The organism is Pseudomonas sp. Pf153, from assembly GCF_001269775.1.
Classification (GTDB): domain Bacteria; phylum Pseudomonadota; class Gammaproteobacteria; order Pseudomonadales; family Pseudomonadaceae; genus Aquipseudomonas; species Aquipseudomonas uvaldensis.
In genome coordinates, this window is record NZ_LHVL01000016.1 from 124,179 (window position 1) to 148,389 (window position 24,211).

At 62.6% G+C, this 24,211-nt stretch carries 17 protein-coding genes; 8 read left to right on the forward strand and 9 right to left on the reverse strand.

The window, feature by feature from the left end:
- Positions 1-69: 69 nt before the first annotated feature.
- Positions 70-381 (reverse strand): contact-dependent growth inhibition system immunity protein, encoded by a 312-nt coding sequence (locus tag AD666_RS26430; protein WP_156315940.1) that lies wholly within the window; start codon positions 379-381, stop codon positions 70-72.
- Entirely contained in the window at positions 371-5,176 is a 4,806-nt protein-coding gene (locus AD666_RS11655; protein WP_053151853.1) for an RHS repeat protein, read from the reverse strand. The genes AD666_RS26430 and AD666_RS11655 overlap by 11 nt, the downstream gene beginning before the upstream one ends.
- A gap of 445 nt (positions 5,177-5,621) precedes the next feature.
- On the opposite strand from AD666_RS11655, the gene AD666_RS11660 reads away from it, so the two are divergent.
- The 6 genes from AD666_RS11660 to AD666_RS11685 are packed head-to-tail and all read left to right on the forward strand — an operon-like array spanning position 5,622 to position 11,348.
- Positions 5,622-6,245, forward strand: a complete 624-nt coding sequence (locus AD666_RS11660) for a CDP-alcohol phosphatidyltransferase family protein (RefSeq protein ID WP_053151855.1) — start codon at positions 5,622-5,624, stop codon at positions 6,243-6,245.
- Between the two features lie 11 nt (positions 6,246-6,256).
- Positions 6,257-8,014 (forward strand): bifunctional alpha/beta hydrolase/class I SAM-dependent methyltransferase, encoded by a 1,758-nt coding sequence (locus tag AD666_RS11665; RefSeq protein ID WP_053151857.1) that lies wholly within the window; start codon positions 6,257-6,259, stop codon positions 8,012-8,014.
- On the forward strand, positions 8,014-9,339 hold the full coding sequence (locus tag AD666_RS11670; protein ID WP_053151859.1) for a phosphatase PAP2/dual specificity phosphatase family protein: 1,326 nt from the start codon (positions 8,014-8,016) through the stop codon (positions 9,337-9,339). The genes AD666_RS11665 and AD666_RS11670 overlap by 1 nt, the downstream gene beginning before the upstream one ends.
- Positions 9,329-9,784, forward strand: a complete 456-nt coding sequence (locus tag AD666_RS11675; protein WP_053151861.1) for a hypothetical protein — start codon at positions 9,329-9,331, stop codon at positions 9,782-9,784. The genes AD666_RS11670 and AD666_RS11675 overlap by 11 nt, the downstream gene beginning before the upstream one ends.
- A gap of 9 nt (positions 9,785-9,793) precedes the next feature.
- On the forward strand, positions 9,794-10,414 hold the full coding sequence (locus AD666_RS11680) for a 1-acyl-sn-glycerol-3-phosphate acyltransferase (protein ID WP_053151863.1): 621 nt from the start codon (positions 9,794-9,796) through the stop codon (positions 10,412-10,414).
- A 1-nt stretch (position 10,415) separates the two neighbouring features.
- A complete protein-coding gene (locus AD666_RS11685) occupies positions 10,416-11,348 on the forward strand; it encodes a phosphatidate cytidylyltransferase (RefSeq protein ID WP_053151865.1) in 933 nt (310 codons plus the stop codon).
- A gap of 61 nt (positions 11,349-11,409) precedes the next feature.
- On the opposite strand, the gene AD666_RS11690 is transcribed toward AD666_RS11685, so the two are convergent.
- The 7 genes from AD666_RS11690 to AD666_RS11720 form a co-directional block, all read right to left on the reverse strand.
- Positions 11,410-12,300, reverse strand: a complete 891-nt coding sequence (locus tag AD666_RS11690) for an MBL fold metallo-hydrolase (protein WP_053151867.1) — start codon at positions 12,298-12,300, stop codon at positions 11,410-11,412.
- Positions 12,301-12,463: 163 nt separating this feature from the next.
- Positions 12,464-13,294, reverse strand: coding sequence for a YfaP family protein (locus AD666_RS11695; RefSeq protein ID WP_053151869.1), 831 nt, complete (start codon positions 13,292-13,294; stop codon positions 12,464-12,466).
- A 3-nt stretch (positions 13,295-13,297) separates the two neighbouring features.
- Positions 13,298-14,917, reverse strand: a complete 1,620-nt coding sequence (locus AD666_RS11700) for a DUF2300 domain-containing protein (protein ID WP_053151871.1) — start codon at positions 14,915-14,917, stop codon at positions 13,298-13,300.
- 1 nt (position 14,918) lies between these two features.
- Positions 14,919-19,487: an alpha-2-macroglobulin gene (locus tag AD666_RS11705; protein WP_082339754.1), complete on the reverse strand. Its 4,569-nt coding sequence runs from the start codon at positions 19,485-19,487 to the stop codon at positions 14,919-14,921.
- Positions 19,484-20,143, reverse strand: a complete 660-nt coding sequence (locus AD666_RS11710) for a DUF1175 family protein (RefSeq protein WP_053151875.1) — start codon at positions 20,141-20,143, stop codon at positions 19,484-19,486. Before AD666_RS11710 ends, AD666_RS11705 begins: the two co-directional genes overlap by 4 nt.
- Complete coding sequence (locus AD666_RS11715) at positions 20,128-21,837, reverse strand: DUF2138 domain-containing protein (RefSeq protein WP_053151877.1); 1,710 nt, start codon at positions 21,835-21,837, stop codon at positions 20,128-20,130. Before AD666_RS11715 ends, AD666_RS11710 begins: the two co-directional genes overlap by 16 nt.
- A gap of 36 nt (positions 21,838-21,873) precedes the next feature.
- Positions 21,874-22,632 (reverse strand): YfaP family protein, encoded by a 759-nt coding sequence (locus AD666_RS11720; protein ID WP_053151972.1) that lies wholly within the window; start codon positions 22,630-22,632, stop codon positions 21,874-21,876.
- A 379-nt stretch (positions 22,633-23,011) separates the two neighbouring features.
- Between AD666_RS11720 and AD666_RS11725 the strand changes: the two genes are divergently transcribed.
- Together AD666_RS11725 and ispA are read left to right on the forward strand one after the other, a co-directional pair.
- Positions 23,012-23,254 (forward strand): exodeoxyribonuclease VII small subunit, encoded by a 243-nt coding sequence (locus AD666_RS11725; protein ID WP_003185917.1) that lies wholly within the window; start codon positions 23,012-23,014, stop codon positions 23,252-23,254.
- Complete coding sequence (gene ispA, locus AD666_RS11730) at positions 23,251-24,138, forward strand: (2E,6E)-farnesyl diphosphate synthase (RefSeq protein ID WP_053151879.1); 888 nt, start codon at positions 23,251-23,253, stop codon at positions 24,136-24,138. The genes AD666_RS11725 and ispA overlap by 4 nt, the downstream gene beginning before the upstream one ends.
- Positions 24,139-24,211 lie beyond the last annotated feature (73 nt).

Consider the following 24,211-nt stretch of genomic DNA (forward strand, 5'->3'; position numbering starts at 1 on the left):
GATGCAAACTGAGTGTTCACCCTCGATCCCCTGCTCGCGATGACGGTGGATCAGTTAGAGTGACTAGAGTTAGTCAAGAGCGGCATCATCCCTATCGAGAACCTCAAGAATATGTTTCAGCCACATAGCGCCACTCTCCCACTCCATCCAATAACAATAATTACAGGGCATTTTTTCCATAATAAAATCTCGAAGATCCTCCTCACCAAGACGTTCGTCCAACAGCACCGAAATTTCTTTTCTTAACGCGTCAATAGCCTGCGGTACCGAATCTGACGCGAAAAGTCTTATCACCCCGTCCGGCTCTGATGACTCACACATCCAGTCTTGGTGAAAATAGCAACCAAAAAAATGGAAAAGTTCTGGATATCTATTTTTCATATTTTTCGACATACCCTGTAAGCAAATTATATCCAACAGGTGACTGCTTGGATTTTTTCAATACTAAAGTCACGACGGACAATGACTCTAACTTTCCATTTTTTCGTATAACCCCGACTCCAACAGGAGAAGGGAAGGACTGCTGTAAAACCATTTTCTTTTCTAATTTATTATTTAAAAACCCGTCAATCTCCGTTTCTTTTGTACTCAACACTTTGGAAACCGTTGACTCTGCCGATGCTCTATCAGGAAATGTCGACGCGGTAGGTACGTGAGGTTCTAACTCAAGTCGCCTTCTCAACTGAACCTCAGAACGACCTATGTGCTTGTTTATCAAATGCCCTCCACGAGCCTCATGTGCCGCTAAGCCGCCTCCCGGCACGATCTCGCTAAACGGCCCATCAGCCTCGATATCACCTGGACAGTTGCACACCAACCCCAACGGATCCACCCACCCCGTCGGGTTCAGGGTGTACCGGTACCCATTGAGCCCACCCGCCAGTTTGCTCGGATCAGGCGTCAGATAGCGGCCCGTTTCCGGATTGTAGTAGCGGTGGCGGTTGTAGTGCAGGCCGCTTTCCAGGTCATGGTATTGGCCCTGGAAACGCAGCGGTTGTTCCAGGCGTTCGCCGCCGCCGTGTTGGATCTCGCGGACTTTGCCGTAGCCGTGGTAGCGCGCCGACCAGACGATCTGGCCGCCGTAGTTGGTCAGTTCCTGGGGCGTGCCCAGGTGGTCGAGGTGGTAGTAGAACGGGCAGGTGTTCAGGCCTTTGCCGTCGAGCATTACCAAGGGGCGGAAGGTGCCCGGTTCGTAGAGGTAGCTGCGGTGGTGGCGTTTGCTGCTTTCGGCGACGAGTTGGTCGCCCTGCCAGAAAAATTCCGTGGTCAAGCCATCCACGGTCTTGCTGATGCGTCGCCCGAAGGCATCGTAGCGGTAGGACGTTTCGCGACCGTCCGCTGAGGTGACGCCGATCAGGCGGTGTTGGCTGTCGTAGCGGTATTCGGTGATCAGGGCCTGGACCGTGCCCCGGCGTTCGCGGATCAGGTTGCCGAAGGCGTCGTAGTTATAATGGCGGTCGCCCTCCATCAGCAGACGATTGCCCTTGAGGGTGGTCGGGCCGGGGCGGTCCTGCATCAGCAGGTTGCCGGCCGGGTCGTGGGCGAAGTGTTCCGGGGGTTCGGTGTGGGAAGGGTCGATGCGGATCAGGCGATCCAGTTCGTCGTACTGGTAACCGCGCCGTCCCCGCTGGCTGTCGGTAATCGCTTCGAGATTGCCCTTGGCGCTGTAGGCATAATCGCGCCAGAACTGTGACTGCTGGTTTTGCAGCACGGTGTGGGCCTTGAGGCGGCCCTGTTCATCGTGGTCGTACTGGCTGAGCAACAGGCCTTGTTGGCGTTGCCGTTCGCGGCCGGCCTGGTAGCGGTGTTCGGTGAGGCGTGCGCCGTTCAGGTCGATGGCGGTGAGCGCGCCACCCTCGGCGTGGTGGTAGTCGAGCTGACTGTTGTCCGGCAGGCGCAGGTGGTTGAGGCGTCCGCAGGCGTCGTAGCCATAGCGCAAGGTGCCCCAGCCCTGGTGTTCGGTGATGAGCCGGTCCTGGGCGTCGTATTCGAAGGCCAGGGGATGGTCGGTGCCGTCGTTGACGTCCACCAACCGCCCCAATCCGTCGTAGCGGTACGTGATCGTCTGGCCGTCAGGCAGGGTCTTGAGCTGCAGCCGCCCGGTCGCGTCGCGCTGGTAACGCGTGACCCTTTGACTGCCGTCATCGCCGAACTCGGTTTTCTCCAGCAAGTGCCCGTTGAGGTCGTAGGCATAGGCCGTGCGTTGGCCGTCGAAGCCGATTTGCTGTCGGATCAGGCCGTTGGGCGTGTAGTCCAGCCGATATTTTTCGCCGGATTCGTTCTCGATTTCCGTCAGCAGCAGCCGCGCCGAGTCGTAGCGGTACTTCAGCTCGCTGCCATCGGGATTGAGACGACGGGTGATCAGGTGCAGGTCGTCGGCGTACTCGTAGCGGGTGACGCGGCCCTGTTCGTCGCGTGCTTCGGTGACCTTGCCGTAGGCGTTGTAGCGCCAGGCGCGGGTGGCGCCGTTGGGTAAGGTGGTCTGGAGCAAGCGACCGACGGCATCCCATTGGTAATGGGTCACCCCGCCGTGCTCGTCCTGGCGAGTCAGCAACCGCCCGAGGGCGTCGTAGGCAAACAGCCGTTGGCTGCCGTCCGGCAGGGTTTCTTCCGTCAGCTGGCCTAGGCGACTGCGGGTGAAGCGGTGTTCGCTGTGGTCCGGGTAGCGGATCGAGCGCAGTTGGCCGTGGTCGTCGTAGGCGTACGCGGTGCTTTGCTGATCCGGGTCGATGAGCTCGATCACGTCGCCGCGGTCGTTGCGCCGGTAGGTCCAGACGGCGTTGCCACGCGAACGCGCGTGCAGGAAACCGTTGCGGTATTCGTAGGACGTCGGCGTGTCTTCAGGTGGAATCAGCGCCACCAGCCGCCCGGCTTCGTCGTAGCGGTATTCGGTAACGCCCCCCAGCGGGTCCTGTTCGGCGACCAACCGGCCCTGTTCGTCGTAGGCCTTGAGGTGTTCGCCACCGTCGGGCTCGACCTTGCGCACCAGCCGCGCCCGGTCGTCGTGCACGTAGACCTCTTCGCTGCCGTCGAGGTGCCGCACCGTGACGCTGCCGTTCTCCCCCCAGCTGTAACGGCTGTCCATCTGCGCGAACGAGGCCCAGTGGCGGATGCAGCGGGCCGCCCTGCCGGTCCCTTGCCACTCCCAGAAAAAACTCGCGCCGCCGGCCAGTTGCCGCTGGAGGATGACGTGGGCGTCGTCGTAGTCGTAGCGCTCGCTTTCGCCGGCAGCATTGGTCGCTTCGATCAGCCGCCAACGGGCGTCGTAGCGGTAGGACACCAATGTCTGTTCGGTGCGCCAGGCCTCGTCCAGGGTCAGGGCCGGGCGGAAACTCTGATAATCGATGGCAATGAGATGACGATGTTCGTAACGCAGGCGCAGGCAGCGGCCGGCACCGTTGTCCAGGCGGCTGATGTCGCCGTAGATGTTGCGCTGAATGCTGAGGCGGTTGTCGTGGCGGTCGCTGAGGGCGGTCAGACGGCCGTCGCGAAAGTGCAGGAAAGGTGCGTTCTCGCCGGGCTGGGCGATGATCAGTTCGTCCGGCTCGCCGCCCAGGTAGATCGCGGCGCGGGCCAGGCTGTTGTGGATCGCCGGGCGCTGGACGCCGGGCAGCGGAAAGGGTGTGCGCCGGTTTTCCTGGTCGATCCAGATGACCTGCCCGTCCTCAAGCTCCAGGCGATGGGCCAGGGCATGGCTCCAACCGCGTCCCAGGCCCACGTCCAGCTCCACTGCGCTGGTGCGGTACAAGCGGGTGAAGACAAACGGCAGCCGACCATCGAGGGTGCCGTCCTCCAGGGTCAGCAGCTCCTCGCCGGTGACCATGGACACCGGGCAGCCGTCGGTGCGGGTCAGGGCCGCGCTGTCGGCACTGTCGCCGTTGGGGTTCTTCGATTGGGCTGGGGCGTCGTCGTGGGGTTCGTGCTTGCTGAGCCGCGTGGAGGTTTGGGACTTTTCCCGCGCCACCGCGGCGGGATTACTGACCGACAGCGGCGGCAAGTGCTCAGGGGTGATTTCCAAAGGTCTGACAGGCGTAGGCCTTAAGGGCGCCCGCTGGGCACTGACCACCACTGGCTTCAACACATCGGCATGTTGTTCGAGCCGGTCGCTGGCGAGCTGGCCTAACCTTTGGCTCGACGCGTGTAACCAGTCCCGCGCACGCCCGGACCGGATCTGATCCAGCACTTTGCCACTCATGCGCACGCCCAGGCCGAGGGCGCCGGTCAAACGAATCAGCAGGAAATTGACCAGCACCGAAGCGCGTATTTCTCCCACGACTTCGGCCAGGTACTGGGGTGGCAACATCCGCAGCCAACTGGTGAAGGCTGCCATGTGGATGAAGATCAACGGCTCGTCGCTCAATATCATCAGGCCTTTGGCTACTGCCTCGGATGAGGCTTGCAGTAGTTGCTCGAGCTCGGTTTGGGTCAGGTATTCCAGCAGCTTTTCGCTATTGGCCTGGAGGTCCGCCAGCAACTCGAAAACCTGTTTGACGTCATCCCAAAGTGCTTGCAGGGCACTTTCAAAGCCACGCCAGTCGGCTTGTTGCAACAGGTAGTAGCGTTCGCGAAACCCGGCGCCGGAAAATTCCGCCCACAGCGGTTGAAATTCGTTTTCCCACTCCGTTTTCAGCCAGCCTTCCAGCTCGTCGATCACGCTCTGGTAGGACGCGTACAGGGCTTTGACGTGATCTGCCGTCACATGAGGAAAAAAAGTGATGCGATATCGACGGCCCCGCCAGCACTCGGGAATTTCCAGGATGCCGCTGGGACCGATCACGTGATGGACCGGTTCGCCGAAGGTTTCCTGCCCCGGCTCGCCTTCGATGACCGGCTCGAGCATGACCGGCGTATCCCCGATCGGCACGAAGCGCGCCGCCTGGAACATGTGCACCAGGGTCAGTGGACCGCTCGCGGGACACGACATCACCGTGGCGCTGACGGGCTCGTCAAGGTTCTTCGGCGCCGCGAGCGCGACCTCGTTGCCCACCTTGAAGACCTGTTCGAGATCCAATGCCCATCCGGTCCAGAACCTTTCAGCCCAACTGTCATAGTCGTTCAGGCATGCCCGGAAATCGGATAGCACCGCCTCGACATCTGGTCGTTCGGGGTCCATGGCGGCAACTACCAACGAGCCGATGGCGTTGTTCAGGGCCAGGAGTTTGTCTGGGGCAAACATTGCAGAAGTCTCGCGATGCGGGAACGGACGCGAGACTTTGCCGGGGATGGCTGGGGAAATAAGCCAGATAAGGAGGCGTTGGGTGTAAGGCGATTCGGTAAATTAAACGGATCAATGATTCTCGGTATGGACTTACTCAACTCTGAGAGGCTGTGCCTCAGGCTTCCCTCCATCCAGATTGGTCGCTGAAAGAGTTTTCACCACAGATTCCTTGCGGGAGCGAGCCTGCTCGCGACAGCGGTAGCTCAGCGGCACAAGTATCGACTGACACTCCGCCATCGCGAGCAGGCTCGCTCCCACAGGGTCCGTGTCGCCCGGGTAAAACCGCCGCCAGATGCCTACCCGCGCTCATTCTCGAGAAATTCCCTCCAGCAACTCCCCAACCTGTCGTAATCTCGCATCTGCACACCGCTTATCCGAAAAACCGGCCCGAGATTCCGTTCCGATGCCCTCTATCTACCAGCTCAAACCCGCCTTTCAGAACCTGTTGCGGCCAACGGTCCAGCGGCTTTACGACAACGGCACCACCGCCAACCAGATCACCTTGCTGGCCGGTGTGGTTTCAGTATTGGTCGGGGCGGTGGTTGCCGGGTTCGCCAGTCATCCGTGGGTGTTCGTTCTGGTGCCCGTATGGATGTTCCTGCGCATGGCCCTGAACGCCGTGGATGGCATGCTCGCCCGGGAGTTCGGCCAGCAATCTCACCTGGGCGCGTACCTGAATGAGCTGTGCGATATCATCGCCGACGCGGCCCTGATCCTTCCTTTTGCCCTGATTCCCGATGCCAGCCTGTTGCTGGTGTTGTTGGTCACGCTGTTGGCGTTGTTCAGCGAATACGCCGGTGTGCTGGGGGCGATGGTAGGGGCTTCGCGGCGTTATGACGGGCCGATGGGCAAGAGTGACCGGGCCTTTGTGTTTGGCGTGTTGGCGGCCGGTATTGCCCTGGGCTGGCTCGGGGCGCTGTGGGTCGATGGTGTGATGGCGGTGGTGGCCGCCCTGCTGGTTTATACCTTGGTCAACCGGGTGCGTCAGGGCCTGGGCCAGGTGACGGATAACGCTCCCTCAGCATAAAGGAACTTGCAATGCGCGAAGCTCAAAACCGGACGTTCACCACCCATGATGGCGTGGAGTTGTTCTACCGGCACTGGCCTGCCGTGGCCGAAAACCCAGGCGAACCGCGCCAGGCCGTGCTGTTGTTTCACCGGGGTCACGAACACTCCGGGCGCATCGCGCATCTGGTGGATGAGCTGGACCTGCCCGGCTTCGAGTTCTTTGCCTGGGACGCCCGCGGCCACGGCCAATCCCCCGGCGAGCGGGGCGACAGCCCGAGTTTCGCCACCAGTGCGCGGGACGTGCAGACCTTCTGCGATCATATCGGTGCGGCGCATCAGATCGACGAACAGAACATCGCCGTGGTGGCGCAAAGCGTTGGCGCGGTGATCGCGTCCACCTGGGTCCACGACTACGCACCGCGCATTCGCGCCCTGGTACTGGCGTCGCCGGCGTTCAAGGTCAAGCTCTATGTGCCGTTTGCCCGTCCGGGGCTGGCGCTGATGCGCAAGTTTCGCGGCAACTTTTTCGTCAACAGCTACGTCAAGGCGAAATTCCTCAGCCATGATCCAGAGCGGGTGGCGTCCTACGACAGCGATCCGCTGATCACCAAGGCGATTTCGGTGAACGTGCTGCTGGGCCTGTACGAAGCCGCCGACCGGGTGGTGGCCGACGCGCAGGCGATCCAGGTGCCGACGCAGTTGTTGATTTCCGGCTCGGACTTCGTGGTGCATCGCAAACCCCAGGAGCAGTTCTTCGAGCGTCTGGGCAGCCTGCGCAAAGAAAAGCACATCCTGCCGGGGTTCTTCCACGACACCCTGGGCGAGAAGAACCGTGGGCCGGCGATTGCCAGTGCGCGGCGGTTCATCCTGCAGAATTTCGAGCGTCCGCTGGAGCGCCCTTCCTTGCTGGACGCCGATCGTATCGGCGCGACCTGCGCCGAAGCCGAGTCCCTGGCAACCCCGCTGCCGCACAACTCGTTGCGCGACCTGTACTGGCGCATGACCCGCGCCAGCATGCGCTTTGGCAGCACGATGTCGGACGGGGTCAAGCTGGGCTTCGACACCGGGTTCGACTCCGGCAGCACGCTGGATTACGTCTACCGCAACCGCCCCACCGGTACTTCGGCGGTGGGGCGGATGATCGACAAGAACTACCTGAACTCCATCGGCTGGCGCGGCATTCGCCAGCGCAAATTGCACGTCGAAGAACTGCTGCGCCTGGCGATGGGCAAGTTGCGCGAAGAGAACCGCGAGGTGCGCATCGTCGACATCGCCGCCGGTCATGGCCGCTACATTCTCGAAGCGTTGCAAGGCGTCAGCCCGTTGCCGGAATCGATCCTGTTGCGGGACTACAGCGACATCAACGTGCGGGACGGTAGTGCGCTGATCGTGGAAAAAGGCTTGGGCGAGATTGCGCGTTTCGTCAAAGGCGATGCCTTCGACCGTCAGGACCTGGCGGCCCTGGAACCAAAACCGACCCTCGCGGTGGTATCCGGTCTGTACGAGCTGTTTGCCGATAACCAGATGGTCGGCGGCTCGCTCGCCGGGCTGGCGGAAGCGGTGGAGCCCGGCGGTTTCCTGGTCTACACAGGCCAGCCGTGGCACCCGCAGCTGGAGCTGATCGCTCGCGCCCTGACCAGCCACCGCGCCGGTCAGGCCTGGGTGATGCGTCGGCGCAGCCAGGCAGAGATGGATCAGTTGGTCGAGGCGGCCGGTTTCCGCAAGATCACCTTGCGGGTCGATGAGTGGGGCATCTTCAGCGTTTCGCTGGCTCAGCGCGTGCAGTGATGAGTGCCGTCATCGCACCGACCCGCGAGCCCGCCCTGCTGAAACCGGCGGTGCTGTGGCTGCTGTTGCTGGCGCCGCTGTTCTTCAGCACCTACGGCTTCGCCACCTGGGTCACCTCCCAGCGTGACGATGTCGGCACGCTGGTGTTCGGTTGGGAAAGTCACATGCCGTTCATGGCCTGGACCATCGTGCCCTATTGGTCGATCGATCTGCTGTACGGCCTGTCCCTGCTGTTGCCCACCAGCCGCGACGAACTCAATCGCCACGCCTTGCGTTTGCTCACGGCCCAGGCGATTGCCGTCAGTTGTTTTCTGCTCTGGCCGTTGCGCTTTACCTTCCCCCGCCCGGAAATGGATGGCGTGTTCGGTTGGTTGTTCGACGTGCTGGCGGGGTTCGATAAGCCGTTCAACCAGGCGCCGTCGCTGCATATTGCGTTGCTGGTGATCCTCTGGGTCTGTTACCAGCGACACCTGCAAGGTGTCTGGCGCTGGGTGATGCACGGCTGGTTCGCACTGATTGGCGTGTCGGTGCTGACGACTTATCAGCATCACTTCATTGACCTGCCCACCGGTGCGCTGGCCGGTTGGTTGTGTGTCTGGCTGTGGCCGCTGGACCGCCCTAGCCCATTGCATAGCGCTCGCCTTACGACCGATCCGAAACGCCTGCAACTGGCCCTGCGTTATGCCTTGGGCGCTGCGGTGTTGTTTATTCCGGCATTTGCCTTCGGCGGCGCGTGGTTGTGGTTGATCTGGCCGGCGGTGGCGGTGCTGTGGGTGGCGCTGAATTACCTGTTGTTCGATGCCAGCGGCTTCCAGAAGCGTGCCGATGGCCGATTGAACCCAGCCGTGCGCTGGATGCTGGCGCCGTATCTGGCGGCGGCATGGGTGAATTCTCGGTGGTGGACGCGCAAGCATCCGCAGCCGGATCACATGGTGGATAACGTCTGGCTGGGGCGGATTCCTACCTCGTCGGAATTGAAGGATGGCACCTTTGCCGGCGTGCTCGATCTGTGCGCCGAGTTATCCATGGACAGCACCGGGATTGCCTATCGCTCGCTGCCAGTGCTCGACCTCACCACACCTACCGCCGAGCAGTGCCTGGAAGCTGCGCAAGCGATTGAAAGCCTGCGTCAGCATGGGCCGGTGCTGGTCTGCTGTGCGCTGGGCTATTCGCGCAGCGCTACCGCAATGGCCGCGTGGCTGCTGCACAGTGGCCGGGCACCGAGTGTCGATGAGGCTATCGCACAGATCCAACGCGTTCGGCCGCGAGTCGTGCTGCAGCAGGCGCACCGTCAGGCGCTGGAGCCGTTAGCTCATGAGCAGTGATATGGAGCTGCACAGCGTGGCGAGCCTGCTGCGCCGAGGTCGGTCGCTGGATCAGTTCTCTACCGGACTGACCTTGCTGGCGGCGCTGCTGGGATTGGGCCAGTGGCTGCTGGGCCGCATCGATCCGTGGTTGCTGTTGTTCAGCGCCGTACTGTTCACCTTGGGTGTGCTGCAAAAATACTGGGCGTTGCGCGTGGCCTTCGATGCCGATCTGTTTCAGCGCGTGGCCGACGGCACTCAGCCATTGGTCGAGCGTTCCCAGGCATTGGACCAGGCCCTCGTCGCCCTCGGCTTGCAACAGGCCGGGCGTGGCGGTCGGCCTTGGAGCGAACGCCAGAACGGTGCGTTGCGGCTGCTGCGTCGACAATCGCTGCTGCTGGCCGCTCAAGTTATCTTGACGCTGGGCTTCATCCTCACCAGCCCCTGGCTGGCATTTTCAGGATAAGGAATCCTCATGTTCGAACCCGTGGTCGCCAACCTTATCACCTCCGCCGCCCGCATGGTCACGGGCGCCCGCAGCCTGTGGCTCGGTTGCGCGCCGCGACCGGTGCAGCGGATCTACTTCGCCAACCACAGCAGCCATGGCGATTTCGTGCTGCTCTGGGCGTCACTGCCACCGTCCCTGCGCAAGCTCACCCGGCCGGTGGCCGGGGCTGACTACTGGCAGAAGAGTCCGCTGCGCCGCTACATCATCAACCGGGTATTCAACGGCGTGCTGGTGGACCGCGAGCGCAAGGATCCGGAGTACAACCCGCTGCAACCGATGCTCGAAGCCCTGGAAAACGGCGACTCGCTGATCATCTTCCCCGAGGGCACGCGCAACCCCGACGAAGGCCTGCTGCCCTTCAAGAGCGGGATCTATCACCTGATGAAAAGCCATCCCGAGGTCGAAGTGATCCCGGTATGGATCGCCAACCTCAACCGTGTCATGCCCAAGGGCCGGGTGCTGCCCTTGCCCCTGTTGTGCACCACCAGTTTCGGTGCGCCGCTGTGCATCGAAGACGGTGAAAGCAAAGAGCAATTTCTTGAACGCAGCCGCGCCGCGCTGCTGGCATTGGCTCCGGAGCACGTCTGACATGGATCGATATACCGTGATGTTGTTCAGTGGCATCGGCGCCATTCTGGTGTTGGCTTCGCTGATCGGTTTCATTCTCAAGCTGAAAACAAAAGGCGCACCGAACTCGGTCATCGACAACCTCAACGCACGGATCAACGCCTGGTGGGTCATGGTGCTGGTGATCGGCATCGCGTTCTGGCTCGGCAATGCGGCGGTGATCCTGCTGTTCTACGCCGTGTCGTTCTACGCCCTGCGGGAATTCATGACCCTGACGCCGACCCGGCGCAGTGACTATCCAGCCTTGGTGGCGGCGTTCTATCTGGCGCTGCCGCTGCAATACCTGCTGATCTACTACGACTGGTACGGATTGTTCTCCATCTTCATCCCGGTGTATGTGTTCCTGCTGCTGCCGATCCTGGCGTCCCTGGGCGGCGACAGTACGCACTTCCTGGAGCGTGCTTCGAAGGTGCAGTGGGGACTGATGATCGCGGTGTTCTGCATCTCCTTCGTCCCGGCCCTGCTGACCCTGGACATCGCCGGTTTCGAAGGCCGCAACCTGTTGCTGATCGCGTACCTGGTGATCGTGGTGCAGCTGTCGGATGTGTTGCAGTACGTGTGCGGCAAGTTGTTCGGCAAACACAAGATCGCGCCGAACCTGTCGCCGTCGAAAACCGTCGAGGGCTTCGTCGGCGGTATCCTGCTGGCCTCGCTGATCGGCGGTGCGTTGTGGTGGATCACGCCGTTCAACCCGTGGCAGTCGTTCCTCATCGCCTTGCTGATCAACCTGCTGGGGTTTGCCGGCGGCATCGTGATGTCGGCCATCAAGCGCGACCGTGGCGTCAAGGATTGGGGGCACATGATCGAAGGCCATGGCGGCATGCTCGATCGACTGGACTCGGTGTGTTTCGCGGCGCCGATTTTCTTTCACCTGGTCCGGTATTGGTGGACCTGAAAAAAAGCCCACTGCAAGTGGGCGAAGGGAAAAGCAGCTGTTTGGCAACATCAGGCCAGTGTCAGGTTGACTGCTTGCCCGTGGCCGACGGCATAGCACTGGAGTCGACCCGGAGCTTGCGCGCTCGGGCCACGGCTCGTTCCCACTCCCGGACGTCGTGGCTGCAAAAGATCTCGACAGGTTGATGATTCCGGGACAATGCCAGCTCCCGCAAACGACTCTGGTTATGCAGGCGTGCCGGACGGTCCGTGTCCATCATGTACTGATAAAACCGCATGCCCGGCGGACAACGGCGTTCGGATTGATGGACTTCATCGTGAAAGAAATACGCATCGCCGGCGTGAAGCATCCAGCCGCCGGGAGTGCGCAGGGCAATCCCGGCGTGACCGGCCGTATGGCCCTGCAACGGCACCAGAAAAATATCCTCTTCTTCCGCCCCGATCAGCGCCCGCACCGAATCGAAGCCAAACCAGGTGTCGCCTTCGGTGGTGTAGAACTCCCAACTGTCCACACCTTGCCACTGCCGGGCCTGAAACCGACGCCGACTGATCCAGGTGTTCGCGGAGCGGGCCACCGCCATCTCGTCGCGCATCACATGCACCCGCGCCTGCGGAAAATCCTGAAGCCCGCCGGCGTGGTCAAAATCCAGGTGAGTCAAAAGAATGTGCCGCACGTCGTGGGCGTCGAAACCCAGGCGTCGGATCTGCTCCAGCGCCGTGAACCGATGCTCGAACCGGATGTTGTTGAACATGCGAAAGAATCGGCTCAGCCGCTCGGGGGTCTGGATGTCCCGCTGGCCGAAGCCGGTGTCCACCAGAATCAGGCCGTTGGTGTCTGTTTCGACCAACAGGCAGTGACACACCAGGCACGCCGTCAGCCCACGACTGTAGCCATCGAACAACGCCCCGCCCAGCGGGCACATGCAGCCGCAGTTCAGGTGATGGATGCGCATGGATGGCCTCCTTTTTGCGGGGTGGGACGTTTGGTTCGGTTTTGTAGGGGCTCTCTGAAATCGACTGGAAGGGGGGCGGAGAATTCAGGGAAGGCGACAGGCGGTGACAGTCTCCTACCTGTCTACCACCCACGATTGTCCAATAGCTGTTGGCCAATTCTCCTCACGGATAACTAAAACTCTTCACCAGGGTCAACTCCCCCGGCGCCCGCATCGGGACCACGAACGTCTCCATTTTTTCGCTCGGCGTGCCCTCTTCCGTGATCACGGTGATCTGCGCCGTGGTCAGGGCTTGTTTCGGTTGTTCGACCTGCTCTTCGCCGTCTTCGCTTTCCTCGCTGCGGTAGCCGCCGCCGTAATAGTTGACGTAGACCTGGTACTGCCCCTTGATCGGCGAAGGCATGGCGAAGATTTCCGGGCCGTAGCCGGTGGTCACATCGACGTCGAGCACGGCGCCGTTGGGGGCGACGCGATCGCCGTACCAGATATGCGCGCCGTCGGGGGTGACGAGGTGCAGGTCCAGGTCGGTGCCGTCGCTGTCCCAGGTCAGCAGGACCCGTAGCTTGGCCGGGGTGGCGCCGCCGCTGGTGTTGAGGAACTGGGTGCGGTGCCGGTGCTGGCCGTCGGGGCTGCGGACTTCGACGCTGTTGGTGCCGTTCGGGAACGAGAACGGTCGGTCAAAGCCGCCCTGCTCGTCCAGCTTCAAAGGTAGGCTCACGCCGTTGACGATGAGCTTGCCCGGCTCCCTAGTGTCTTTGGGCAAGGCTTTGATCTGGCCAGTGATGCGGGCGGTATTGGCCTGGCCCTGGGGTGTGTTGACCGACGAGGCCGGGTAGTTGACGGTCTGGATGAAGCTTTCGTCCTCGCCGCCCGGTGCGCCGCTGCGCCAGCCGCCGACCGGGGTGTCGAGTTTGATGCCGTCGGCAGCGACAGCCAGGGGCAACGCGGTCATGGCGCAGAGCAACAGCAAGACCTGTGGAGAGCGGAGTGTCATGGTCTATTCCAGCAAGAGGTGACGGGCGAGCCCTTCGATATAGTCTTCGTCCTGGCCGTTGGGATGAGCTTCGAAGGCCAGGTGCAAATATTCATGAGTCAGGTCGAGGCGGTCCTGGAGCGACAGCACGCCCCGGACGTAGATACGCTGGCGCTCGCGGTCGACATAAGGCCGGCCGAAGGCGACGCGGCACACCGCGAAAGCGCTGATTTCGTTGTAGCCCACTTCGCTTTCCAGGCGGGAGCGCCAGCCTCGGCGCTGTTTGAGCAGCCAGTCCTGGGCGGCCGGCAAGGCTTCGCAGGACGCCACCGGATTGTCCCACCGGCTAAGGCTGGCACGCGGATAGGCGTGCAGCAGGATGGCGTCGTAGCGCTGCCCGGCGTTGGCTTGTTCCACCGCTTGCAGCCAGGACAGTTTGTCCGGGCCGGGCTGGTCGGAATGGTAGGTAACATCGGTGCCGGCCAGGACCAGATCACTGGTCCACGCGGCGATGGCACGGGTTTCGGCCGCTGCCGGGCGCGGGGCGACGCGCTGGCGATGGCTGCTGTCGTCGATGCTCAGGCAATCGCCGTTGCGCTGGGCGTTTTGCAGCAGATAGGTGCGGATCGCCACGGCCAGGGCTTTGGCTGCTTCGGCGGGCTCGGCCTTGGCTTCGCGTTGCAGGACACGGGCGACGTATTCTTCCCGGTCCAGACGCGCCACCAACTTGCCGGGCATCAGGAACAGTTCGCCGTCGCTGTGGATATCCAACTGATTGCCGTTGGTGAACTCGACACGGTAGTCGCCGCGCAGTTGACCCGGCGAGGCCGGCCGAGCGCCCGCCATGACCCGCTGCAACGGGTAACGGGCAAACAGGCCGACTTCCACGCAACGTCCCGTTTCCGCCGGCCATTGCACCGGCAGCGCAGCGGCCAACCCATCGCCGAAGACCTTCAGGACTTGCTGGCTGGTTCCGCGGCCACCGGCCCATACAGGTGTGCCATCGGCCAGCCAACCGGCGAAACCGCCCTGACGCGACGAAGGGCCCTGTTCACCCAGCCAGCTCCAGGTCTTGACCCGCAACCGACTGCCCAACTGACCGACGAGACGACCATCGGCGGCATTGAGCGCCACGTCCAGCAGCACCCGACGGGCCTGATCCTGGGCGGGCAGCGAACCCAATGCCTTGAGCAGTTCAGCGACGGAGACCTGCTTTTGCGGTTGCAGCGAGGGCAAGTCCAGCAACCAAGTGGGTGCCTGCCGTGCCTGCCAATAGTCACGCCAGCTCGTGGCAGTCAGACCGAGCCGCTGCGGTTCGAAATACAGGCCGCAGGATTTCACCAGCGCCTGATCGCGACCGATGCTCTTTCCGGCACTGCAGCAATAGACTTCTTCCTTCGACTCGCCGCGGCATTCATAGGCCGGCTCGCGGGCATCGGTGTCCACCAGCCAGGCGTAGACGAACAGTTTCCACAGGCTGCCCAGCGGTGTTTGCAACGTATCGGGCAATGGCTGGCGATCCAGCACCTGGATCGGGCTCACCCGCAGCAACTGGCCATCGAAGGCCAGGCGCAGCGGTTCCTCCTGCGCTGTCGCCAGCGCAGGAATCAGGCACAACAGCCACCCGAGCAGCCGCTTGCGCATGTCAGTTGACCGTAACCTGACCGAGCGCCGGTTTCTTTTCCCAAGCCTGATGCTGGGGTGCATAGACCTGGGTGAAGCGCACCGGCGGCAGGTTGAACTGGCCTTTCTGGGAGAAACGCACCAGATGTCGCAGGCGCAACTCGCCACTGAGGGCATCCACTGGCACTGCGTAAGCCATCTGGCCCGGCTCGAAGCGCGCCTTCTCCAGGGCGGTCAACTCGCCACCGTCCTTGCCCAGCAACTGGATACCCCAGGTGGTGCGCTCCACATCGGCGCCCGGCGGCAATGGCACCTCGAGCATGCCGTAGCGCAGCGGCGTACTGGCCTTGCTGTTGATGATCACCTCATCCAGATAGAGACCATCGCTGGACAACGGCTTGTTGCCCACGGCTTCGAGGGTAAAGGTGTAGGCATCGCCGCCCGGCACCAGCCGCGACAGGCGACGGGTGATGGACACGGCCATCGGGGCCAAGGGCGGTTGCTGGCTCTGGAAGCTCAGGGCCGCCTGCAACGGCCGTTCCTGGGCACCGCTGAGGGTCAGCATTGTCGGCACCTGCGCGCCTTGCCATTGCCAGAAGGTTTCTCCGGAAGCGCCCTGGCGGGCTTTCCAGCCTTCGCCCGGCGTCAGCGCCACCGCCGGCGATGCCTGTTCGATGCTGCGTTGCAGCCAGGTCAGGGCCAACGCCCGTTCCAGAGTGGACTGTTGCGGCAGCAGGCGTTCCAGCAGGGCTGCGGAGCGGGCCTGGTCGAAGGCTTGCAACGACAGCACCAGCGCCTCGGCGAACGGCTGGGCGCTGACGTCCAGTTTCTGCTGAGCAGCGGGCAGTTGACGGTTGAAGGCATCCGGCAACGGCACCTTCACCTGCTTGGCGAGGGAGGCGGCCAATACGCGGGCACTGGCCAACCCGAGGGCTGAATCCGGTGCGTACATGACCAGGCTCTCCTCGCCGTCATCCATCACGCTCTCGGCGCTGCCTTCACCGGCCTTCGCCAGATCTTCCATCAGGCCGCTGACCAGGGTATTCACCGGCAACTGCATCTGCCGGGCGAACGACAGGATCAGCGCACGCTGCAACAGCGGCGTGTCGCCGGCCTGCTTGGCGTAGACCTCCAGCACCCGTTGCCAGTGTTCCGGCGGCAGGTTCAGGTCCAGCACCTTGCTGGCGTGCCAGTCGGCGTAATAGGCGTAAGCGGTGAGGAAGGCATCCGGCTCGCCGTCCTGGCCCCACCAGGTAAAACTGGCCGACGGACCGGCCATCTGCACCAGCCGCAAGCGGCTGTTTTGCATGATCAGGCGCAGGCGGTCGCGGGTATGCGAGTCTGCGGCCAGGGTCGGGTAAGCGATGCTCAGCGGCAGCAGTTGGCTGGCGGTCTGCTCGACGCCACCGTACGGGTAGCTCAACAGGTCATCCAGGGCGGAACGGAACAGCGCTTGCGGACTGTCGTCCAGGCGCAGGCGGATATCACTGGCGTCCGCAGGCAGGGTCAGCGGGGTATCACCGGTCGCCACGTCGAGACGCTGGTTCTGGGTGACTTGCCAGCCATTACCGCTGGCGTTCAGGTGAACGGCCAGAGTGTCCTGGGTTTCACCGTTGAGCTGCAACTGCACGGTCAAATCGCCGCTGCTCAGTTCGAGCGCCGGCAACGCCACGTAGTTGATGCCTTTTTTCAGGTCCGCCACCACCCGTTGCTCGGTGCCGGCGTAACGGATCAACAGCTCGGCCTTCACAGGCTTGTCCGACTGGCTGAACGCGAACATCCCCAATTGCGGCTTGTCGCCGGTGCGGAACCGGGTCGGGCCGCTCCATTTCAGGTACAACGGTTTTTCCGAAGCGATGAATTGCTTTTTCTGGCCGACCTGACCGTCATCGGAAATGGCGCGGGCCGTGATCCGCCAGCGGGTCAGCGAGTCTGGCATTTTGAAGGTAAAGCGGGCCTTGCCGTTGGCATCGGTGACCAGTTCCGGCTGCCAGGCGGCAGTATCCACGTCTTCGCGGCGAGGTCGTTCCAGCACTTTGACACCACGCTCGCTGCGGTTGGCCTTGCCCGGTGCACCGGGGCTGCCTGGCAGCGCCACGTCGTAGCTGATGAACGACAGGCTGGCACTGGTGCGCACGTTGTTGCGGCGCGGGTGATAGAAGAACTGGTCGATGGTCGGCGCCACTTCCGGTTGCAGGGCGTAGACCATTTCATCGACCACGCTGACGGTCAGGTGCGCTGGAATCGCCTTGCCGGCGAATTGGGTGCCCAGGTCCACAGTCACGGTGTCGCCGGGCCGGTAGGTGGCTTTGTCGGTGGTGATGGCCACGTCGATCTGCGGCGCTACCACCTTGATACCGGCGTTCTGGAAGCTGTACTGCCCCCCCTTGGTGTAGAGCACCGAGAAAGTCATGTTCGGTGCAAAGGCATCCTTCACCGGAATGCGGGCACGGTATTGGGTCGGGCTGAGGCTTTCCATTTTCAGCCAGTCACCGCCCTTGGACAGCAACGCCGTGGCCTCGACCTTGTCGCGCTCCAGGGACAGCAGCGCATCAGTGACCGGTTCCGGGAAGGTGATCAGCGCCAGGGCCTCATCGCCAGCCTTGTATTCAGGCTTGTCGAGAACGATCTCGACGGTGCCCGGCACGGCCTTGATGCCTTCGCCGGTCACCGAGTGTCCCGTGGCGCCGATGACGCGGCCGTGATCGTCCTTGAGGGTGAGGTTGTAGGTACCGGGACGCTCGAAGGCCACACTGAAGCCCTTGTCCTTGGCGGTCAGCTTGCCCTCGCCGGTACTCTGGTCTTCCAGGCGCACCCAGGCGTAGCTACCCGGCGTCACGGCTTTGCTCTGCTCGTTGCCGCCTTCGTTGACGTAGCTGAACGCGACCTTCTCGCCCGCTGCACTGAAACGCTGGCGAGCGCTCAGGCGGAAATTCGCGGCGCCACGGTCGATGAGGATTTCCTTGGTGGTTTTGACCCGATACGCCGCGCCATCGCTGGCAAACACGGTGAGGGTGTAGCGACTCGGCTTGTCGGCGGCCGGCAGGTCGAGGACCGCGGTGCCTTTGTCGTCGGTGGTCACTTCACTGCTGGTCAGCTCCACCGGGAATTGCCCCAGGTATTGCAGTTCGTTATCCACCATCGACAGTTGCTGGGCCCGCAGGCTCAGGCTCACGGTGGCGTCGGCCACCGGCTTGCCGTCCGGGTAGAGCAGTACCAGCTTGCCCTTGACCGGTTCACCGGTGCGGTAATCCTGCTTGTCCAGGTTCAGGGCGATTTCGAAGTGCGGCTTGATGTACTCGGCCACACGGAAAGCGCTGCTGTAGAGCTGGTCTTTGTAGCTGAAGCGCAGTTCATAGCCACCGGCCACGGCGTTTTCAGGCAACTGGAAGCGGCCTTGGGTACCGGCTTTGGAGTCCAGCTTCAGGGCCAGGGTCTGCAGGGCGGTGCCAGTGGCATCCAGCACGCTGACATTCACCTCGGCCGCTGCCGGCTGCACGGAGTCTCGGGCATTTTTGAATTCACGCCCGACGATTTTCAGCGACACCCAGTCGCCCGGGCGATACAGCGGCCGGTCGGTGAAGGCGTAGAGCTTGGTGTCGTAGATTTCGCTGTCGTAGTAGAAGTTCTCGGAGACGAATACACCGCCCTCCTCGTCTTCGCCAATGACGAACGAGCGCTCAGGGCTGACGTGCTTGAGGCGCAGCAGGCCATCTTCATCGGTGGCACCGCTGCTCATCACGCCCAGGCCATCGGTCCACAGCACGTTGACCTTGGGCACCGAGCGACCTTCATGCTTTCGTGCGGCCCAGACCAACAGTTCATCGCCGGCTATCTTGCTGACCGCTACGGTGTTGGAGACGAAGACCATGGTGGTGGCGCGGTATTTACCAATCAACGCTTCCACCAGGTAGAGGCCAGGTTTCAACTGACCCAGCGGGATGTAGACATTGCCCGGCGCAACGCTGACGAACTCACTGGACGAACCGGCCAGGTTGACACCCGCCGGCGGCTGGATCGGCTTGGCCTGCCACAGCGGATAACGGAACTGGCTGACCACCGGCAAGCCCGGGATCAAAGCGAACTGTGCCGGTGCCTCGTAAGGTGTCGGCGCAACCATCGCGTCGCCCATCTTCAGTTCCGGCACTTGTTCGGTGACCTGTTGGCGGGACTCGTAGGAGAACGCCCGCTGCATGACCCGACGGGACTTGCGGTACCAGTTGTCCCACAGGTACGCGAGGGTGTTCGACAGGCCTTCGCCCTTGAACTGGCCATCGCTGACCACGCGGTGCAGGTTCTTCTGGCGCTTGAGGAAGTCCAGGGGCTTTTCGATGCGATAGACCCGGATGTCAGCGCCGCCGTAAGGCTCCATGCGGAACCGGCGATAGTCGCGACCCGGCGCTTCGAGGCGGACCATGGCCTGCTCATCGCTGGCAAAACTGCTGTCGGCCAGCAGGAAGAAGCTTTCGCCGGCCACCGGCGTGTAGCCGCTGGGCGCCACGGTGTCTTCGGCATTGACGACAGGCGCCAGCAACAGGGCAAAGAGCAGGGGCAGTTTCGAACACAAGCGCAGCATGCGGGCACCGGTCATTGGGAGAGAAAGTTGAGTCGATAGACGCCGATGAAGTTGGGGTTGGCTGCGTCGGGTATCCATCGGGTGTCCTTCCAGTTCATGAGTTGTTGCAGGCTTGCGGAACGCATGCCGTTGTCAGTTGGGGTAGTGGTGCCGGTGTGATAGGCGATGTAGCGGCCCATCCAGATCATCAGGTGCTGGTCGTCGCCCTGGTCGAAGAAGATCAGGTCGCCGGGACGAGCCTGGGAGACGTCACGGCCCACCAGGCGACTGTTGAACTGGATCAGCTTGATGGCATTGACGTAAGGTCCGACCTTGCCACCGCCCTGCTGCCACTGCTGGGCCAGGCGCCGCTGGGCGTCGCTCAGCTCAAGTTCCGGCGGCAGGTAGCGATTGGACAGGCCGTTGCTGCGCAGCCATTTTTCGTTGTGGACCTTCAGCGCTTCGTTGGCGGCGAAACGCACCAGCCCGGCACAGTCCTGCTGATACCAGCGTGGGCTCGGGCCCCGGCTCAGTTGTTCCTGGGCGATGCGCACGAACCAGGCGCGGAAGACCTGGGATTGCTGCACGTCCAGCGCCGGTGTCTCGACGGCGAGCGCAGGCCCGCCCAGCAACAACGCCAGCATCAGCATCCAGCCGCGATTGCGGATCAGTCCTGTCACAGCGCTTTCCATTCCAGCGGCAGCCATTGCCAGTGGCCATCCGGCTCACTGCCTTCTGGCAGCGTCAGGGCGTATTTGCCATAGCCGCCCAGGGTGCGCAGTTTCGGGATCAGGTAGGTTTGCGCGGCGTTATAGAACACCGGTTCCATGTCCTGGGGCAGGCTGTCCAGGGTTTCGCGCTGCATCAGTTGCGCCATGGCATCCGGGCCGAAGTACACCGGCATCAGCACGTCCTTGGGCAGCACGTCGGCCATGGGCGGGAAGCGCTTGTCGAGGGTGCCGAGGGCCTTCTCCACCAGCTTGTCGTCAAGGGAAAACAGCAGGGTCGAACCATGACGTGCCAGGCTGACCCGCATGAACGCCTTGCCGGTAATGGCGTCCGGTTGCAACGAGTCCTTCGCCAGGTAAGGGCCGAAGTTCGAGCTCACCTGACGTTGCCACTGATGCATCGAGCCTTCCTGCTTTTCCACGACCGGGAAAGCGTGCTCGGGAACATTGTTTTCATAGGCGCCCACCATTGAACCGAACAGGCTGCCCAGGTCAGCGTCGAGCTTGCCGTCGTCTTCGTTCAGGCTCGCCACCAGCAACGGCGTATACAGCCGCGAATCGGCGTACCAGCACAGGCCCGCCGCGCCGGCCATGTGTCCGATCATGGACTGGGCGGCTTTCTCGTCGGCGCCGAGTTTTACCAGCAGCGGTTTCTGCTGCTCGGCGGCCAGGGGTAGCGAGACGCAGGCGCTGGCGCCCATGGGCATGGCTTGCCAGACCGGTTTGAAATCGAAATCCGGTTGGTTTTCCAGTTCGTCCAGAGCCAGGAAGCTGTGCCAGCCCTTGTCGTCCATGTCGAAACGCACCCCGGCGAAATTCGGGATGAAACGCTGGTAACCCATGGCAAGCACGCTCGCGTTGACCGAGATACGCTGCTTGACCTCGGGCGCCTTGGGCTGCAGGCCGAAGGCTTCGGGGAAAAGTTTTTCGCCATTGAGCAAGGCTGCCAGGGCGGTGGTCGACACGCTGCCCGGTGCCTCGGACGCACCGTTGGCCGGGTCATAGAGCTTGGTGGGGTTGGACAACACCACCAACTTGTCGCCATGGGAAGCGAACACCAGGGACTTGCTGGCGTTGTAGCTCAGTTGATAGAGCGCAACGTCATCGCCGCCCACCCGCAGGTCGCTGAGTTTGCTCAACTGGGTGTCGTCCAGGGCGACTTTCGCCAGCGGCTCCAGCACCTTGGCCAGCCCACCGCGGTCCATCACCAACAGGAAATCCTTGAGACGACCGTCGGCACCGCGCCACAGCGCCACATCGGCCGGCTGGTCGAACAGCTCTTCGATCAGGCTGTCCTGCAGCTTGAGATCATGCTCATAGATGATCCGGCGCAGGCTGCCAATCAGCCCGAGACGGTCGGCATGGGCCTGGTAATAGAAGACGAAATCCTCGGTGAGCGTGGCCTTGAGGAACGGCACGGCCAGCAGGTCCTTGGGCAACTGACTCAGGGAATGGGCTTCGAGCAGGCCATCGGGACGGCTCAGGCCAAGCTTTTCCAACGCCAGCGTCATGGGCGGCGCCTTGGGCTTGTTCATGAACCAGCCCAGCCCGGCGGCGACACCGGCGACCAGGCACAGCCCGATCAGCATCGCCGGCCAGCGGCGCGCAGGTTTAGCGACAGGTGTCGGCGTGGTCGGGGAAGCAGTGTTGTCGCTCATATTCACAAGGGCCTATTCATCCGTGGAGCGGAGTACTTAATAGTTGAAAGTCTTGACCAGCAGCAGGTCGCCAATGGCGCGCAGGGGCACGACAAAGGTCTCGCGTTTTTCATCGACGGTGTTTTCGTTGAGCACCAGGTTGATCTGCGAGGTGATCACCTCGTTCTGATTGCTGTTTTCGTCGAAGTTGTAGCCGCCGCTGCCGTAGTTGCCCCAATAGTTGACGTAGACCAGATACGTGCCGTGCATCGGCGCGGTCATGGTGAACATCTCGGGGCCGGGGCCATCGACGCCATCCGGGTCGAGGCCGCCGCCATTGGTCAGTGCCGGGCGGCCGAAGAAGGCATGCTGGCCGTCGGGTGTGACGATATGCAGGTCCAGCTCGGCCTTGGGATCGTCCCAGCCCAGCACTACGCGAATCTGCGCCGGGGTTCGCAGGTTGTTGGCTTCATAGAACTGCACGCGCTTGAGGGACTTGCCTTCCGAGCTACGCACTTCGACGCTGTTGGAGCCAGCACCGAACGCATAGGGTCGGCCGAAACGCCCCTCGTCGTCAGTGTAGAGATTCAGTGGATTACCGTTGACCGCCAGGCTGTGGGGCTGCCGGGCCGTGCCTATGTCCTTGAGTCGGCCTTCGATCATTGTGCGATTACGCTGCACGCCCCGGTCGATGGGCGGCGTGGGATAGGCCACCTGCGGGTTCTCGCTGCGATCGAGCAGGCCGTTGAAGCGCCATCCGCCCACCGGTTCAGACAGTTCGGCCGAAGGCCCGGCCCACACCTGGGGCGCGCTCATCAACACGATCAATAATGAAAGAAACCGCACGAATGCCTCCTGCCATGCACAACGCAACCCGGCGCCCTTCCTCGGCGCTGTTTATCATTGTTCGGGTTCGTCTGAAGGCCCCGTTACAAAGGGGCTATAGATGGCGCGAAGGTTAGCTATTCGGCGGACTATTCACAATCGGGAAACGCACGAATCTGTGTGGGAAATCACGTCCTCAAGGTGACGAGAGCCGAATAGCGAGGTTATTCGGCTCATTAAATGAGCCGAATACGGAAAAGCTGTACAAATCCTGAGCAATTGCGCCCCGAACGCTCCCGCCCCTGATTTGCCCCAATACCCCATGTCTGCTAGTGTCGCGCCGGTTTAACAGTCAACCGGAATAGCCGCCATGGCCCGTAAAAAAGCTGCATTGGACTTCGAACAATCCCTGGCCGACCTGCAAACGCTGGTTGAACGGCTGGAGAACGGCGAATTGTCGCTGGAAGACTCGCTGACTGCCTTCGAGCAGGGTATCGGCTTGACTCGCGATTGCCAGGCAGCGCTGGCCCAGGCCGAGCAGAAGGTGCAACTGTTGCTCGAACGCGACGGCGAGCTGACTGAGGAACCCTTCGACGCGGAACAGCCTGAATGATCGCCGCGTATCAGGCCAGCAGTCAGGCCCGGGTCAATGCTGCACTGGAAACCCTGTTCAGCGCCCCGAGCCCGGAACTGGCGCGACTCTACGAAGCCATGCGCTACAGCGTCATGAATGGCGGCAAGCGTGTCCGCCCCCTGCTGGCCTATGCCGCGTGCGAAGCCTTGGGCGGCGTGGCCGAACAGGCCAACGGTGCGGCCTGCGCGGTGGAGTTGATCCATGCCTATTCGCTGGTCCACGACGATTTGCCAGCCATGGACGACGACGATCTGCGTCGCGGCCAGCCCACCACCCATAAACAATTCGACGAAGCGTGCGCGATCCTGGCCGGCGACGGCTTGCAGAGCCTGGCCTTCAGCGCCCTGCTGGACCCGGCCCTGAGCGATTGCCCCACGCAGACGCGCCTGGACATGGTCAGCGTCCTGGCGCTGGCGGCAGGTCCCGCCGGGATGGTCGGCGGCCAGGCCATCGATCTCGGTTCGGTCGGCTTGAAGCTGGACCAGGACGCCCTTGAATACATGCACCGGCACAAGACCGGCGCGCTGATCGAAGCCAGCGTCCGCCTCGGCGCCCTGGCCAGCGGCCGGGCCACGCCTGAGCAGTTGCAAGCCCTGCAGACTTACGCCCGGGCGATTGGCCTGGCGTTCCAGGTCCAGGACGACATTCTCGACGTCGAAAGCGATACCCAGACCCTGGGCAAGCGTCAGGGCGCCGACATCGCCCGCGACAAGCCGACCTACCCGGCCCTGCTCGGCCTCGACGCCGCCAAGGCCTACGCCCTGGAACTGCGTGACCAGGCCCTGGCCGCGTTGCGACCGTTTGACGCGGCGGCCGAGCCACTGCGCGAACTGGCGCGCTATATCGTCGAACGACGCAGCTGACAAGGTGTCAACCCCTTAAGACTGCGTATCGGCCAAGTTCCGGCCAACGCGTGGGCAGCTTGCGATGCATAAG